Origin of the sequence: Streptomyces sp. NPDC005791, from assembly GCF_042871485.1 — a bacterium.
In the GTDB taxonomy this organism is placed as follows: Bacteria; Actinomycetota; Actinomycetes; order Streptomycetales; family Streptomycetaceae; genus Streptomyces.
This window is the reverse complement of record NZ_JBIAIP010000005.1, coordinates 420,907-436,074: the sequence shown is the minus strand read 5'-3', so window position 1 is coordinate 436,074 and position 15,168 is coordinate 420,907. Positions and strand designations below refer to the sequence as shown.

Here is a 15,168-nt window from a genome sequence, read left to right as displayed (position 1 = left end):
AGCTACCTCGCCGGACTCCATCTCCGCGCCTCCATGATCTGGATCAAGGACCTCGCGCGGACCACTCATTGATCACAACTAGATACAGGCCCTAGCAGGCAGGGCAGTGAGCGTTGCTACGCCGAGGACGTGCCTGCGCCGGCATCGACGAGGACGTTTCCCCTAGCGGGGTCGACAACGTTGAGGATGTCAGTACGCCACATGACGATCTGTGTCGTGCCGAATCCGCACCAGCCGGTGCCCTGGGTCGTACTCAGGGCGGGATGCTGCTGTGTCCACCAAGACAGGCGAGCACGATGCTGTCGTGTCACCCCGTAAGGTGCCGAGGTGAGCGCGGCAGGCTGGCCCTCGTACAGCCAGGCGATCGTGTGGTCCATCCACCCGCAGTCCAGGGTCGGCGTGTCGAAATGCGTGCAGCCACCGTCCCTGCAACGTCTGCTGGAGGGCCGCTGCAGCCAATGCGGGCAACAGCCGGCCGGGCTGGGGCGCAGCCCATGCTTCTCCGCCCAGATCGTGATCGTCTCCTGCGCCGCCAACCTGTCCCGGAGCGCCCCCTCGTACCCTGCGGGTCTGCCCCTGTACGTACTCCGGGATGGGGCGCTGAGCCCATAGGGCCATGCGACACCGCCGCCGACTGCACGGCCGAAAAGCCGGGCCGCACGTGTCTGGAGGTCACCACCCGACAGTGTCGACGAAATCGGCTGAGGGGACGGGCGCACGTTCACTGAACCGCCCCGGGTTTGATGGAGACATCGATCTCACCCTGGCCTACCGGGACGCCAACCCGAAGGCGTCCGCGGACGACCTCTTGTCCTCGCTTCGTGTCGGCTGTGCAGCCATGCTCTGCTCGGCCTTTCCGCTGTCGGTACCAGTGGAACGACCGCACATCGTCGACGCCGCACTTGAGGCCTACGGGCGGGCGCGGCACAAGGCAGCTCTGATGCTGCTGGACCGGCTACCTGTCTTGGAAGAGGCCCTGCTTGACACTCTTCGCTGAGTTCATGACTCTCACGGCCGGCGTAACCGGTCATCGAACCCGCCCCGGACCCGCCCCACCGGTGAGCTGCGGTGTTGGTGAGGTCATAGGTCGGTGAGAATGCGCGCTAACTCGTCAACGAGCGCGATGAGTCCAGCACGTTCGGCTCCATGGCGGCCTGGACCGCACTGAGCTGCGCCCACCGCCGTGCGCGTTCCCGATCGAGCTCGGCGGCGCTGGTGAAGGCGTCGAGGGTGCGGTCGATCCCCCTGGCCAGGTCTCCCTGCGCGGCGAGGACAACCGACCGGGACTTGGTCAGCGTGCCGCAGCCGTACGCCCGGTCACCCACCCAGCCCTTCGGGTCGACGGCCAGCCAGGGCTCTCGAGGGCCCGCCAGGATGTTCCGCGCGCTCAGGTCGCCGCGGATGAGGGTGTCCGGCTGGTGGTGCGCAAGCTCGCGCACCGTCGCCGTCGCGGCCTGCATCGTCCGGGACGGCAGAGCGCCCGGGAAGTCCCGGGCCTCCCGGCACAGTTGCTCCTTCCGCGCGGCGGCCCGATCTTGAAGCCGGAGCAGTCCGGCGGGGGCGGGGACGGCGAGGCGACGGCTGACGCTCCCCGCGATTGCCGCCACCTCGTCACCCTGCTCGGCCTGGGCCGGCGTCGTGGGGTGCGCGCGCTCCAGGAACATGGCGTACCGGTCGTCGTTCCGCTCGTGCAGTAGGACCGCTCCGCGCCCGTCCCAGGCCGAGAGTGCGTCCGGGGCGAACCGGTTCTCGGGATGAGGAAAGGACACCTTCAGCACGGCAGGCTCGGGCGTTGTGGTTGCACGGTAGGTCGGTCCCCGGCTCGGGCGCTGGAAGGGGCGGGGGATTGTCCGTCAGCGCCCTCCCTGCTGGGCGCGGCGCCGGGCCGAGGGTGCGGGCGCCGGAGGCGGGGGCCCGGGACTGTCCTTCATCAAGTCCAGCAGCCGGAATGCGCGTTCGCTGATCTCGCGGGGTGTGCACAGCGCGGTCAGGAGCAAAACTCCGACGGTGGCCAGTCGGGCGGCAAACAGCACCGCGTCTTTGTCGGTGTCCACCGCGTGCTGGTCTGTGGTCTTCATCGGCGTTCTTCCTGTCATTGAGCCGACGCCCGGCATGCCGGGCGTACGGGCTCAGGGTCTATGGACGTCGAGCGTGAAGGGCCTCGTCGAGGCCACGATCACTCCGTCCGGGCTACGGTTCCGCTGCGGATCCCGAGGCCTGCGCAGGGAGCTGTGTGAGGCCGGTCTGTGGTTCTTGCAGCGGCGTACTGTCACCTTCCGCCAGGGCCCGGTCTGCCGTTGGGCAGATCCCTGGGGCACTGCCTACACGGCGTCGGCAAGACCGCCGTCAGCGGCCGATCCGGCCGCGCTGATGCCCACGACCTCAAGCGAGACGCCGCGCGCGGCCAGCGCCTTCGCGGTCTGAGCGAGGGTGATCTGGGAGAAACCGAAGAGGGAATCAGGGGTGAGTTCGGCTCCGGTCTTCAGGTGGATGGCGAGGACGAGGCGCTTGGGGTGGAAGTCGTCGGGCAGCGTGCGCCGGCCGTCGCTCGCGCTGCGAACGCGCTGGGCGAAGTTCGCGCGGGCGACCGCGGAGTCATAGAGAACCTCGACGGCTACCCGGGCCTGGTTGTAGAGGTGGCTGAGGGCACCGGAGCCACGGGCCTGCTTGACGAGGACGAGCGTGTCGTCCTGGGTCAGGAAGTCGCAGATCTCGATCTGGTCGCTGGGCTTCGCCGGGTTGGGAATGGTCTTGCAGTCGAGCACGACCCAGTCTTCCCAACCGACGGTCCGGGCCGTCTTCTTGTTGTAGGGCGTCTCCGACATTCCGCGAGGCCAGGCAGGCAGGACGACAGAAGGAACGGGAGCGAACAGCCGCTGCACCTCGCTGTGGAGGGAGGCAAGGTACGAGGCCCCGAACTCGTACCACTCGCCGTCCAGCAGGCAGAACACGTGGGAGCCGAGGGAGACGGTGGCCTCGATCCAGCGCAGGGTTCCGACGGTGGCGATCACGTCGTCCGGCGCGCTCCGCCTGCGGCGCTCCCGAAGGAGCTTGACGGTGCCGGACCTGAGGGCTTCGAGGCGGCTCCCGGAGGGGAGGTACCGGACACGGCCGAGCACGTAGCCGAGGTCGAACGCGTCCGACTCGAAGCTCCCGTCGCTGTTGATCCGCGTGCGGTAGGTGGCGGCCTCCGCGTCGTTGCGCAGGTGGTCGAAGGGCACGGTCTCGGCGATACGGCCGTCGGCGGGCAGGCCGAGCTGGTCGTCCAGCGCCCGCTCGAGCTCGGTAAGGACGGTCACGTCCTTGACCGGGACGATGTGCTCGACGAACTCGAGGTCCTGATGCGGCAGGCGTTCGGCGCAGGCGCGGGCGATCTGGCGGATCTCGGAGACCAGGTCCGCCGGCTCGACGCCGAGGGGCAGGCGCAGTCCGCAGCCGCCCAGCACGGTGAATCCTCCGGCCCTGCCCTTAAGAGTCCGCGTGAGCGGGGCGTCGTTGAGGTAGCCGCCGAGACTGCGCACGATCCGGGTGTGGTCACTGAGGCCGAGGGCGGGCACGGGAGCACCGTTGAGAACGAGGGAGATGTCCGTGCGGGCCTGACCGAGAATTCCGGAGACGGCACCGCGGACGAGGGTCGGGTCGATCTCCCGGATCGCGAAGGACAGGCCGAACCGCTTGTCCTTGAGCTGCTCGGGGATGAGCCGGTACCCCTGGTCGCAGCCAATGGCGTACACCTGGCCGTCGACGGCGAGCAGCAGCAGGGCGGCGGTGCGGCGTACAGCCTCGGTGACGGGGATGCCGGTGGTGCGGGCCATCTGCTCGCACCAGCCGGCCTCATCCTGCTCCATGCCGCAGGTGAGGTAGACCGCCGGCACTCCAAGGCCGTCCGGCGTGTGCAGTTCCGCGCCGAGTTCGCTCGGGTAGTGGTGGTCAAGGGCGTCGTACATAGCTTCCCTGGTGGGGGCCACGCCGTGAAGCCGGTAAAGGGTGCGCGAGATGGTGGTGGGTGCCATGAAGGGCCTCCGGAGTGTTGAGGGTGCGTGAAGCGCATGCGGTGGACAACAGATCGGGCCTTGCGAGGAGAACCCTGTGGAAGGAGACGGCTGGCTGAATGGGTTCAGGCCGCGGTGACGGTCGGGGCGTTGGGCAGCTTCTTGACGGCGTCGTCGATGGCGCGCCGGGCGGTACGCTCCGCGATGCGGCCGGTCGCCCGACGCAGGGCGAGGTTGGCGAGGGTGTCGGCGGTCTCGTTGAGTTCGTGGCCTATGTGGTCCTTGAGCCAGCGGACGTCGACGCGTCCGGCGTGCGGGAGGAGCCGTTCGAGAAGGCTGCGGCTTTCAGGGAAGAGCAGGGCCCGGTGTGCGGGATTAGGCGATCCCTCGGTGAGGGCCGTGTGGAGGCAGGTGACGGCCTGCTTGCTGTCGCACAGGACGACGACCTGCGCCTCGTCGTCCGCGTGCAGGGCCGAGAGCGCCGCTTCACAGATGCCGATGATCTCGGCTTCGCCGCTGCTGGCGGCCATGGAGGTTGAGAACGGACATCTCGTGGTCATGAAGAACTATCCGCCGCAGTTCACGGCGGACGCGGTCGCGCTGTACGAGTCACGGCCGGAAGCGACGATCAGGTCGGTCGCCGCCGATCTGGGGATCAACCCGGAGACGCTGCGGAACTGGGTCCGGGCAGTCGGGGTGAGCCGTCCCCGGGGACGGCGGACGCAGGAACCGTCTCAGCCACCGACGCCGCTGGAGACGGAGAACGCCGCCTCGCGGAAGAAGGTCCGTGAGCTGGAGGAGGAACGCGAGATACTCCGCAAAGCGGCCAAGTGTTTCGCCGGGGAGACGCGCTGGTGAACCGCTTCCAGTGTGTCGCCGACCTCCAGCGCCGTTACGGCGTGAAGCGGCTCTGCAGCATCCTCGGCGTCAGCCGCTCGAGCTTCTACTACTGGCGCCGGACAGCCGCTGACCGGGCCGCTCGCCAGGCGGCCGACGCAAGGCTGGCCGCCCGGACACGGGCGGTACACCAGCGGCTGCATGACCGCTTGTCGCGAGCGAGCATTAGGGTGCAATACGAAGTATGTGCGCGCCTCTCCGGATGCCGGAGCAAAAAGCTGAGGATCCCCACCGCGCGCTGGAAGGGAACGAAGTCGTGCATGGCGAATACAAGGTGCCCGGCGGCAAGCTGGTCGTCGTAGATCTGGATGTCGAGGGCGGCGCACTGCGCAACGTACGCGTCGCCGGGGACTTCTTCCTGGAGCCCGACGAGGCGATCTTCTCGATTAACAGCGCCCTGGAGGGGGCTCCCTCGTCGACGGACGCCGCGGGGCTTGCGGCCCGGATCACGGCCGCGCTCCCGGAGTCGACCGTCATGCTCGGGTTGACCGCCGAGGGGGTCGGCATCGCCGTCCGGCGAGCCCTGGCCAACGCGACCGAGTGGGGCGACTACGACTGGCAGCTGGTCCATATGGAGCCGCAGGCGCCGGCCCTGCACATGGCCCTGGACGAGGTGATCACCGCCGAGGTCGCCGCCAGGCGACGGGCACCGACCCTGCGGGTGTGGGAATGGGCCTCCAACTCCGTGATCATCGGTAGCTTCCAGTCGCTGCGCAACGAGGTGGACCCCGAAGGTGCCGCGAAGCACGGTGTGACCGTGGTTCGCCGCATTTCTGGTGGAGGGGCCATGTTTGTAGAGCCGACGAGCACAATCACGTACTCGCTGTCCGTACCGGATTCGCTGGTCTCCGGCCTCTCCTTCGCCGACAGCTACGCGTACCTCGACGACTGGGTCCTGGGCGCGCTTGGCGACATGGGGATCAAGGCCTGGTACCAGCCCCTCAACGACATCGCCACCGGCGCCGGCAAGATCGCCGGCGCCGCGCAGAAGCGGATCGTCGGCCTGGACGGCGGCCCCGGGGCCGTCCTGCACCACGTGACCATGTCCTACGACATCGACGCCGACAAGATGCTCGAGGTGCTCCGCATCGGCAAGGAGAAGATGTCCGACAAGGGCGCCACGAGCGCCAAGAAGCGCGTCGACCCGCTCCGCCGCCAGACCGGCCTCGCCCGGGAACAGGTCATCGAGAACATGATCGCCTCCTTCCGCAACCGCTACGGGCTCACCACTGGCGAGGTCACTGCGGAGGAGATGGCCCGGGCCGAGGAACTCGTACGCACGAAGTTCGCCACAGAGGAATGGACCGCCCGGGTGCCGTAATTACCTGCGTCCTGCCGGGTGCCGCGTGGCATTCGGCAGGGAAAGCAGACGCTTGCCATGATCACGCAGACTCGTGGTGTCCAACGTCGTTGCGTTAGCGCCGTGAGCGGCTATTGAGGCCGTGCTCGAAGAACGCGACAGTGGTGCGGATCATGTATTTCTGGGCCTTTTGGGGTTGTTGTCCGGCGTTCGGTCCGTACTTGCTGGTGGGTTTCTTGCGGGTGCGGGCCTTGACGCGGTGTCGGTGGCGGGCGGGGTGTAGGGCGGCTCGGCCGATGGTGCCGACGAGGTCGGCAGGTCCCACTGGGGGCAGGATCTTGGTCGCGGTGGTGACGGTGTCGGCGGCGGTGGCCAGCAGGACGGTGAAGCTGATGCGGTCCATGTCCAGGCCGGGTCGGGTGCACGTAGTGTCGGCGGCGGCGTGGATCAGGGCCTGGTAGGTGGTGAGCAGGGCGTAGACCTCCTGGTCGAGGCCGGTCAGGCTGCGGGAGCACAGGACACGGCCATCCAGCATGGTCGCCTTGATCGAGAAGTACGTTGTCTCCGACTGCCACCGCTCGTGGTAGAGATCCACGAGCCCGGTGGCGGGGTGGGCGGCCGGGTTAAGGAGGCTGGTGAGCAGGCGCCACTGCTCGGTGCGGACGGTGCCGTCGGCCAGGGTGGCGGTGACAGACGCCTCGATGACACGGACGGTCAGCAGGACGGGCAGAACGCCGTAGCCGATCCGGGCCAGGTAGGAGCCGTCGCCCAGGCGCCGGAAGGGGGTGGGTATCCGGCGGGCGGAGGAACGCACCAGGAACTGGGCGCCGGTGGCCTGGACGTCCCGGGCGAACTCGTTCGCGTCGAAGCCAGCATCGGCCAGCAGGAGCATCGTGCGGTCCAGCGCACTCAACAGGCGGCCGACATAAGAAAGTTCGCCATCACTCTCGGGGCCGAACGCGGCGGCCAGCACGACGCGGGTGTCACACTCGACCAGGACGACGAGTCGAAGCAGCGGGTAACCGAACTCCAGGCTCTCGCCCGTTCGCTTCGGATAGCGCCAGGTGAGCGCCTCTTCATCGGGCACGTGCAGCAGGGCTCCGTCCACGGCGACGGTCCGCAGCCCTCGGTAGAACGAACCGGCCTGCCCGAGGTGGGCGACCGGTCCGGCGAGGATCTCGAACAGTCGCCGCAGCGGTGCCGCTCCTATTCGCCGTCGGGCCCTGGACAGCGAGGAGGCCGCCGGACGCACCAAGGGCAGCCCCGCCGTCAGCTTGCCCCACACGCCTCGATAGGAGCGGTCCTCGAACAGGGCCAGCGCAAGAACGAAGTAGACCACCACCCGGGACGGCAGCCACCGCAGCCGCTTCTCGGCCGTCCTGGTCTCCTCGATCACCGTGTCCACCAGTGCGAAATCTACGATCTGGGTCAACTCACCCAAATGGCCGGGCGCGTACACACCCCCGGCCGCTTCGACCGTGCGCGTGATGACAGACTTCTCCTGCAACGGGACTCCCAGTGATCTTCTTGCTCGACACAAGTTGATCTATCAGGACGTCCCGTTGCGTCATTCACCAGGTTTGACCTACAACTCAAGACTCAAACGCAACGGCGTTGTCGTAGTGTCTTACCTGTCCGACCTTCGTCGAGCCCATGAGTACGATCACCTACTCCCTGTCCGTACCCGAGTCGCTGGTGTCGGGCCTCTCCTTCGCCGACAGTTACGCGTACCTCGACGACTGGGTCCTGGGCGCTCTCGGCGACATGGGGATCAAGGCCTGGTACCAGCCCCTGAACGACATCGCCACCGACGCCGGCAAGATCGCCGGTGCCGCACAGAAGCGGATGGTCGGCCCTGACGGCGGTCCGGGAGCCGTCCTGCACCACGTGACCATGTCGTACGACATCGACGCCGACAAGATGCTCGAGGTCCTGCGTATCGGCAAGGAGAAGATGTCCGACAAAGGCACCAAGAGCGCCAAGAAGCGCGTCGACCCGCTCCGCCGCCAGACCGGCCTCGCCCGGGAGCAGGTGATCGAGAACATGATCGAGTCCTTCCGTGGCCGCTACGGGCTGACCACCGGCGACGTCACAGCCGAGGAGCTGGTGCGGGCCGAGGAACTGGTACAGACGAAATTCGCCACCGAGGAGTGGACGGCGCGGGTGCCGTAGACGCCCCGACGCCGTACAGCCACAGATCCTGGAGCAGCCATGGACAGCCCACATCTCTCAGGCGAGCCGGGAGACGTACAGGACGGCCTGTTCGGCATCGAGGACATCCGCGGCGGACCGGACGCCCCCCGGCCCGCCGGCCCCCTCTTCCGGGACTCGGACGAGGCCCGGCGCATGCTGGCGGTGCGCGAGATCCACGCCGAGCCCGCCGCCGCGGCCTCTGCGCGCGGCCGGCAGATTCTCGCGAGGTACCCGGACGCCGAACTCATCCCCACGGACTCCCACTGGCGCATCCCGGAACTGCACGGCAACAAGGGAAACGCGGAACGCTGGGTGCGGATCAAGAGCACGGTCCTGGTGCTCGGGGAGAAGAAGACCCTGACCGTGCGGCCCAACGGCCGGTCGGCGGACTGGATCGCCCCGGGGGCCGCGAACGGCTGCGCCATGGCCTGCGCCTACTGCTACGTCCCACGGCGCAAGGGCTACGCCAATCCGATCACCGTCTTCACCAACATCGACGCCCTCATCGGCCGGCTGAGGCGCCATGTGATCGCCCAGGGCCCGAAGAAGGAGCCGAACCAGTGCGACCCGAGTGCGTGGGTCTACGACGTCGGAGAGAACAACGACTGCTCGGTCGACGCCTTGATCAGCGAGAACACCGCTGATCTGGTGCACGCGTTCACCCGCTGGCCGAACGCCAAGGCTTCGTTCGCGACGAAATTCGTGAATCCCGACCTGCTGCTGCTCGATCCCCGTGGCCGCACCCGGCTGCGGTTCTCCCTGATGCCGCCGGACGACTCGCGCCTGCTGGACATCCGCACCAGCCCGATCGAGCAGCGCGTCGAAGCGGCGGCGGACTTCGTCGAGGCCGGCTACGAGGTTCATTTCAACTTCTCCCCCGTCGTCGTCCGACCCGGCTGGGAGGAGGACTGGGCACAGCTGCTCCGGCGCATGGACGACGTACTGCCCCGCACGGTCAAGGACCAGGCGGCGGCCGAGGTGATCATGCTGACGCACAACCGGGATCTGCATGAGGTCAACATGAACTGGCACCCCCGGGCCGAGGACGCCATCTGGCGTCCTGAGCTCCAGCAGGCCAAACGCTCGGAGAACGGCAGCTGGAACGTGCGCTACCGCAATGCCGTCAAGGCGGAGGCGGTCGAGACCGTACGCCGGCTGGTGCACACGCACGCGCCGTGGCTGCCGATCCGCTACGCGTTCTGACGCCGCCCCACCGGGCGCGGCGACCGGAACGGCCGCCCCGGCAGGCGCGTGCCTGCCGGGGCGGCCGTTCGACGTGACGCGTGACCGGGATCAGCCCAGGGTCGCGATGGCCTGGTTGAAGGTGGCCGACGGACGCATGACGGCCTCCGCCTTCGCCGGGTCGGGCTGGTAGTAGCCACCGATGTCGACCGGCTTGCCCTGGACGGCGGCCAGCTCGGCGACGATGGTCTGCTCCTGCTCGGACAGCGTCTTGGCGAGCGGCCCGAACGCCTCGGCGAGCGCGGCGTCGTCGGTCTGCTTCGCCAGCTCCTGGGCCCAGTAGAGCGCCAGGTAGAAGTGGCTGCCGCGGTTGTCGATGCCGCCGAGCTTGCGGCTCGGGGACTTGTCCTCGTTGAGGAAGGTACCCGTGGCCCGGTCCAGGGTGTCGGCGAGCACCTTGGCGCGCGCGTTGTCCGTGGTCGTGGCCAGGTGCTCGAAGCTGACCGCGAGGGCGAGGAACTCACCCAGGCTGTCCCAGCGCAGGTAGTCCTCCTTGACCAGCTGCTGGACGTGCTTGGGCGCGGAGCCGCCGGCACCCGTCTCGAACAGTCCGCCGCCGTTCATGAGCGGGACGACGGAGAGCATCTTCGCGCTGGTACCCAGCTCGAGGATGGGGAACAGGTCGGTGAGGTAGTCACGCAGCACGTTGCCGGTGACCGAGATGGTGTCCTCGCCGCGGCGGATGCGCTCCAGGGAGAAGGCCGTGGCCTCCTCCGGCGTCCGGATGGAGATGTCCAGGCCGTCGGTGTCGTGGTCGGCCAGGTAGGTGTTGACCTTGGCGATGAGGTTGGCGTCGTGCGCGCGGCCCTCGTCGAGCCAGAACACGGCCGGGTTGCCGGTCGCGCGGGCACGGGTGACGGCCAGCTTGACCCAGTCCTGGATCGGCAGGTCCTTGGTCTGGCACATCCGGAAGATGTCACCGGCTCCGACGGCCTGCTCCAGGACGACGTCGCCCTTGCCGTCGACGACCCGCACCGTGCCGGTGGCGGGGACCTCGAAGGTCTTGTCGTGGCTGCCGTACTCCTCGGCCTTCTGCGCCATCAGACCGACGTTGGGTACGGAACCCATGGTCGACGGGTCGAAGGCGCCGTTGGCGCGGCAGTCGTCGATGACGACCTGGTAGACGCCCGCGTAGCTGCTGTCGGGCAGGACGGCGATGGTGTCGGCCTCGTTGCCGTCCGGACCCCACATGTGGCCGGACGTACGGATCATGGCGGGCATGGACGCGTCGACGATGACGTCGCTCGGCACGTGCAGGTTGGTGATGCCCTTGTCGGAGTCGACCATCGCCAGGGCGGGGCCCTCGGCGAGCTCGGCCTCGAAGGACGCCTTGATCTCGGCGCCGATGTGCGGCACGGAGTCGAGGCCCTTGAGGATGCCGCCGAGGCCGTCGTTCGGGGTCAGACCGGCCGCCGCGAGCACGTCACCGTACTTGGCGAAGGTGTTCGGGAAGAAGGCGCGGACCACGTGACCGAAGATGATCGGGTCGGAGACTTTCATCATCGTGGCCTTGAGGTGCACGGAGAACAGCACGTTCTCGGCCTTGGCGCGCGCTACCTGGGCGGTGAAGAACTCACGCAGCGCGGCGACGCGCATGACGGCCGCGTCCACGACCTCACCCGCGAGCACCGGGACGGACTCACGCAGCACCGTGGTGGTGCCGTCGTCACCGGCGAGCTCGATACGCAGCGAGCCGGCCTCGGAGATGACGACGGACTTCTCCGTCGAGCGGAAGTCGTCGACGCCCATGGTGGCGACGTTCGTCTTGGAGTCGGCGGTCCAGGCACCCATGCGGTGCGGGTGCGCCTTGGCGTAGTTCTTGACCGACGCGGGGGCGCGGCGGTCGGAGTTGCCCTCACGCAGGACGGGGTTCACCGCACTGCCCTTGACCTTGTCGTACCGCGCGCGGACGTCCTTGTCCTCGTCGGTCTGCGGGTCGTCCGGGTAGTCCGGAAGCGCGTAGCCCTGCTCCTGGAGCTCTGCGATCGCGGCCTTCAGCTGCGGGATCGAGGCCGAGATGTTGGGCAGCTTGATGATGTTCGCGCCGGGAGTCCTGGCCAGCTCGCCGAGCTCGGCGAGCGCGTCATCGATACGCTGGTCGGCCTTGAGGCGCTCCGGGAAGCCGGCGATGATCCGCCCCGCCAGGGAGATGTCGCGGCGCTCCACCGTGACACCCGCGGTCGAGGCGTAGGCCTCGATGACCGGCAGGAACGAGTACGTCGCCAGGGCAGGGGCCTCGTCGGTGTGCGTATAGATGATGGTCGAGTCAGTCACCGGGTGCTCCGCTCCACGTCTGCAACATTGCTTGACATCAAGATATCTCCTCGACCGGTCCCTCTCCACAGTGGCCCGCGCCCTTTCCGGCGGAACGGGTCACTCCTGTTCGGCGGGGCGCTGCGCCCCCGGGGCCGGCGGCCGGTGTTCGTACCAGCGGCGGTCGGCTTCCAGCTGGGCGGCGAGCGAGATGAGCCGGACCTCGCTGCGGGAGGGGCCGAGGAGCTGGGCGCCCAGGGGCAGGCCGTCGCGGGTGAAGCCCGCCGGGACGCTGATCCCGGGCCAGCCGAGGACGTTCCACGGCCAGGCGTAGGGGCAGGCCGAGGTCATCGCGAGGTCGGTGCGCCAGGCGCTGAGGTGGTCGAAGGCGCCGGCCCTCGGCGGCGGGGAGGCCGTGGTCGGGGTGAGCAGCACGTCGTATCCGTCCCGGCCGCCGGCCGTGTCGAAGAAGGCGCCGATCCTGGCGTGCTGACGCACCTCCCGCGCGCGGGCCGCCCGGACGACACGGCCTCCGAGGCGGGTCCCGGTGCGCAGGGCACTGCGGGTGCGCGGGTCCAGGAGCCCGGGTTCGGGGTGCAGGGCGGCGAGCTCGGCGATGCCGGCGGTGGCCCGGGGGACGAAGGAGAGGCCGATCAGCCCGTAGCGGGGGCGGGCCTCCTCGACGTGGTGGCCCAGCCGGGCGAGGACTTCGGCGAGCGTGGTGACGGCGCTCAGGACCTCCGGGTGGGGCGCGTTACGGGTGAGGGTGAGCGGGGGCCGCAGGGACAGGCCGATGCGCAGCCGGCCCGGGTCGCGGCGGGCCGCGGCGGACGCGTCGACGGCGGGCGGCCTGTGCGGGTCACGGGGGTGCGGTCCCGCCGCGGCGTCCAGGAGGAGGGCGGCGTCCGCGACGGTACGGGCGAGGGGGCCGTTGACCGTGAGGCCTTGGAAGGCGTCGCTCCGGGGGTGCACGGAGATCCGGCCGCGCTGCGGTTTGATGCCGACGAGGTGGGTCCAGGCGGCGGGGATACGGATGGACCCCGCGCCGTCCGAACCCAGTGCGGCCGGGACGAGCCCGGCGGCGACGGCCGCCGCGGAGCCGCCGGAGGAACCGCCGGGCGTGTGCGCGGGGCTCCAGGGGTTGCGGGTGACACCGAAGGCGGGCCCCTCGGTGAAGGCCCACTGCCCCAGCTCACAGGAGTTGGTCTTGCCGACGATCACCGCTCCGGCGGCACGGAGCCTGCGGACGGCTTCGCTGTCCGCGACGGCGGGCGGCAGTGCGCCGTCGCAGCCGAAGTAGGTGGGCAGACCGGCGACGTCGGTGTCGTCCTTGACGGCGACCGGCACCCCGAGCAGCGGCAACCGCTCCCCCGCCGCGAGCCGCCGGTCGGCCTCGGCGGCCTCGGCGAGCGCGGCTTCCGTGCGCAGCTGACGGAAGGCGTTGAGGGTGGACCTGCTCGCCTCGATGCGCGCGAGCGCGGCGGCGACCAGTGCGGACGAGGTCGTCCGGCCTTCGGCCAGGTCCCGGACGCAGTCCACGAGTCCGGGCCGTACGGGCGGTTCCGCCGGCCCGATCGGTCCGGTCCGCTCCGTGGGTTCTGCTGAGGACATCACCACCGCCTCCTCGCGTCCGCCGGAGCACCGGCCCCTGGGTCCGCCCTGGGTCGCCCGAGCGGGTCTGCCGGAGAGTAACGAGACGGCAGGGCCCGCTCAAGCACGCCGCACGCGGTTCGCAACCCCGTCACCCCTCCCGGAGGAGCGGGACGGGGTTCCGACAGCGGGGTGCTACGGCCGCACGTGGATCTCGCCGATCCCCGAGCCGAGGCCCGCGCAGTGGGCGGTCGACTGCCCTGACTCGCCCGGCCTCAGCGTGACGTGCTCACCGTCCACATCGGGGGACCAGCCGCAGACGAGGTGCACCCGGAACGTCTGCGTGGCCGATCCGTTGTTCCTGCAGAGCGCGAACCCTGTGTAGTCGTCGATCGCGTGCTTACCGGTGTCGCAGGACAGCCCCGGCGGAATGGCCGCGGCGGGTGCGGCGGCGACCGCGGCGGTGGCCGGCACGGCGAGTGCCAGGGTCAGGCCCGTGACGGCGGCGCTTCGGACCAGCTGGCGGACGGCGTTCCCCTTGAGCATCTTCTTCATGTCTCCCCTTGGTTCCGGTCAGGTTCCGGTGCCCTTCGGGGCAGCCCTCCCCCACCCTCCGTAACCAAAAACAGCGCCTGACCTCACCCTCCGTGCACCAGGCCCGCCGCGCGTGCGACCGTGCGCGGGCGTACGCTCGCCACTAGGGCGTGTTTCGAAAGTCCCGCCTGCCTGGCGACGCCTGGCACGCACGCTCGCCGCGTTGTCGGGATCACCCCGATACATCCAGTATCGGGGCGACCCTCCGCCTTGCGATCGCACGCACCAGACGCCGCCAGGCCCGCCCTTCGGGCGGACGGCGCTACTTTCGAAACACGCCCTAGGGCCTGACCAGGGATGTTTCCGAGGAGGCGCGGTGACGGAACAGCGCATCGCCGTACGAGCCGCTGCCTGCGCGACAGTGGTCGTGCTCGCCGTCACCGGCGGCACCACGGCGCAGGCGGACGACGACATCGAGTCGCTCCCCGCCGAGCAGATCGCCGATCGCTCCCGAGACGCCCTGCTGGACGTCCGGTCCCTGCATCTGCGGGCACGGGGCGACTTCGGGGAGGGCCGTTCCCCGATGACGGTCGATCTCAGTCTGGACCGGAACGGCAACTGCGTGGGCGGCATCGACCTGGGCGAGGGAAACGGTTCGGTCGAGATCGTCAAACGGGGCGGCTCGGTCTGGGTGAAGCCGGACGCGGAGTTCTGGAAGAACCAGGTCCCGTTCGGCGGCGCGGCCTTCGAGGCAGTCCTCGCCGGGCGGTACATGAGGGGGCCGGCCGAGGACTCCAGGCTGCGGCCCGTCGTGGAGGCGTGCGATCTGGACACCTTCCGCGAACTGCTCTCCGACAATGCCGGCACGGCCGCCGGGGCGTTCACCAAGGGCCAGGTGACGACGGTCGACGGCGTACGGGCCGTCCCGGTCACCAGGACGCTCCACGGTCAGCGGCTGACGGCTTACGTGGACACCGAGGGCGCACACCACCCGGTGCGGATCACCGTGCGGGGCGACGGGGCGGACGCCGCCGTGGACTTCTCCGGCTTCGACGAGCCGGTGCCCACGGCCACGCCGCCCGCGGACGAGACGGTGGACGTCAGCGCCCTGCTCGGCCGGGCTCCGGCGCAGTCCTGACGCCCCGGGCCCGGCAGGGTCCGGCCGTG

Annotated in this window: 13 protein-coding genes and 1 pseudogene; 6 read left to right on the top strand and 8 right to left on the bottom strand. The window is 69.5% G+C overall.

The window, feature by feature from the left end:
* The first annotated feature begins 685 nt into the window (after positions 1–685).
* Positions 686–997 (top strand): hypothetical protein, encoded by a 312-nt coding sequence (locus ACFYSH_RS13435; RefSeq protein WP_388752338.1) that lies wholly within the window; start codon positions 686–688, stop codon positions 995–997.
* 106 nt (positions 998–1,103) lie between these two features.
* Here ACFYSH_RS13435 and ACFYSH_RS13430 read toward each other — a convergent pair whose 3' ends face one another.
* The 4 genes from ACFYSH_RS13430 to ACFYSH_RS13415 all read right to left on the bottom strand — a co-directional run bounded on the left by ACFYSH_RS13430 (position 1,104) and on the right by ACFYSH_RS13415 (position 4,522).
* A complete protein-coding gene (locus ACFYSH_RS13430; RefSeq protein WP_388752335.1) occupies positions 1,104–1,769 on the bottom strand; it encodes an aminoglycoside phosphotransferase family protein in 666 nt (221 codons plus the stop codon).
* Between the two features lie 84 nt (positions 1,770–1,853).
* The gene (locus ACFYSH_RS13425) at positions 1,854–2,078 is read right to left on the bottom strand and encodes a hypothetical protein (RefSeq protein WP_388752332.1); all 225 of its coding nucleotides are present in this window, start codon (positions 2,076–2,078) and stop codon (positions 1,854–1,856) included.
* Between the two features lie 243 nt (positions 2,079–2,321).
* Positions 2,322–4,013, bottom strand: coding sequence for a TIGR04141 family sporadically distributed protein (locus tag ACFYSH_RS13420; RefSeq protein WP_388752329.1), 1,692 nt, complete (start codon positions 4,011–4,013; stop codon positions 2,322–2,324).
* A gap of 104 nt (positions 4,014–4,117) precedes the next feature.
* A complete protein-coding gene (locus ACFYSH_RS13415) occupies positions 4,118–4,522 on the bottom strand; it encodes an RNase H family protein (RefSeq protein ID WP_388752326.1) in 405 nt (134 codons plus the stop codon).
* Between ACFYSH_RS13415 and ACFYSH_RS13410 the strand changes: the two genes are divergently transcribed.
* Positions 4,521–4,850, top strand: coding sequence for a transposase (locus tag ACFYSH_RS13410; protein WP_388752323.1), 330 nt, complete (start codon positions 4,521–4,523; stop codon positions 4,848–4,850). The genes ACFYSH_RS13415 and ACFYSH_RS13410 overlap by 2 nt on opposite strands.
* Before the next feature lie 295 nt (positions 4,851–5,145).
* Positions 5,146–6,210 carry a biotin/lipoate A/B protein ligase family protein gene (locus ACFYSH_RS13405; protein ID WP_388752320.1) on the top strand — a complete coding sequence of 355 codons (1,065 nt, stop codon included), beginning with the start codon at positions 5,146–5,148 and terminating at the stop codon, positions 6,208–6,210.
* Between the two features lie 94 nt (positions 6,211–6,304).
* Here ACFYSH_RS13405 and ACFYSH_RS13400 read toward each other — a convergent pair whose 3' ends face one another.
* Entirely contained in the window at positions 6,305–7,696 is a 1,392-nt protein-coding gene (locus tag ACFYSH_RS13400) for an IS4 family transposase (protein WP_388752317.1), read from the bottom strand.
* Positions 7,697–7,830: 134 nt separating this feature from the next.
* On the opposite strand from ACFYSH_RS13400, the pseudogene ACFYSH_RS13395 reads away from it, so the two are divergent.
* A pseudogene (locus tag ACFYSH_RS13395) lies at positions 7,831–8,361 on the top strand (biotin/lipoate A/B protein ligase family protein); the annotation flags it as partial.
* A gap of 39 nt (positions 8,362–8,400) precedes the next feature.
* Complete coding sequence (locus ACFYSH_RS13390; RefSeq protein WP_359478549.1) at positions 8,401–9,585, top strand: spore photoproduct lyase family protein; 1,185 nt, start codon at positions 8,401–8,403, stop codon at positions 9,583–9,585.
* Positions 9,586–9,675: 90 nt separating this feature from the next.
* Here the strand turns inward: ACFYSH_RS13390 and ACFYSH_RS13385 are convergent, their stop codons facing one another.
* The 3 genes from ACFYSH_RS13385 to ACFYSH_RS13375 form a co-directional block, all read right to left on the bottom strand.
* Positions 9,676–11,898 (bottom strand): NADP-dependent isocitrate dehydrogenase, encoded by a 2,223-nt coding sequence (locus tag ACFYSH_RS13385; RefSeq protein ID WP_359478552.1) that lies wholly within the window; start codon positions 11,896–11,898, stop codon positions 9,676–9,678.
* 99 nt (positions 11,899–11,997) lie between these two features.
* Entirely contained in the window at positions 11,998–13,488 is a 1,491-nt protein-coding gene (locus tag ACFYSH_RS13380; protein WP_359478555.1) for an amidase, read from the bottom strand.
* 174 nt (positions 13,489–13,662) lie between these two features.
* Positions 13,663–14,022, bottom strand: a complete 360-nt coding sequence (locus tag ACFYSH_RS13375; RefSeq protein WP_359478558.1) for a hypothetical protein — start codon at positions 14,020–14,022, stop codon at positions 13,663–13,665.
* 355 nt (positions 14,023–14,377) lie between these two features.
* Here ACFYSH_RS13375 and ACFYSH_RS13370 point away from each other — a divergent pair, with 355 nt between their 5' ends.
* Positions 14,378–15,139, top strand: a complete 762-nt coding sequence (locus ACFYSH_RS13370) for a hypothetical protein (protein WP_359477851.1) — start codon at positions 14,378–14,380, stop codon at positions 15,137–15,139.
* Positions 15,140–15,168 lie beyond the last annotated feature (29 nt).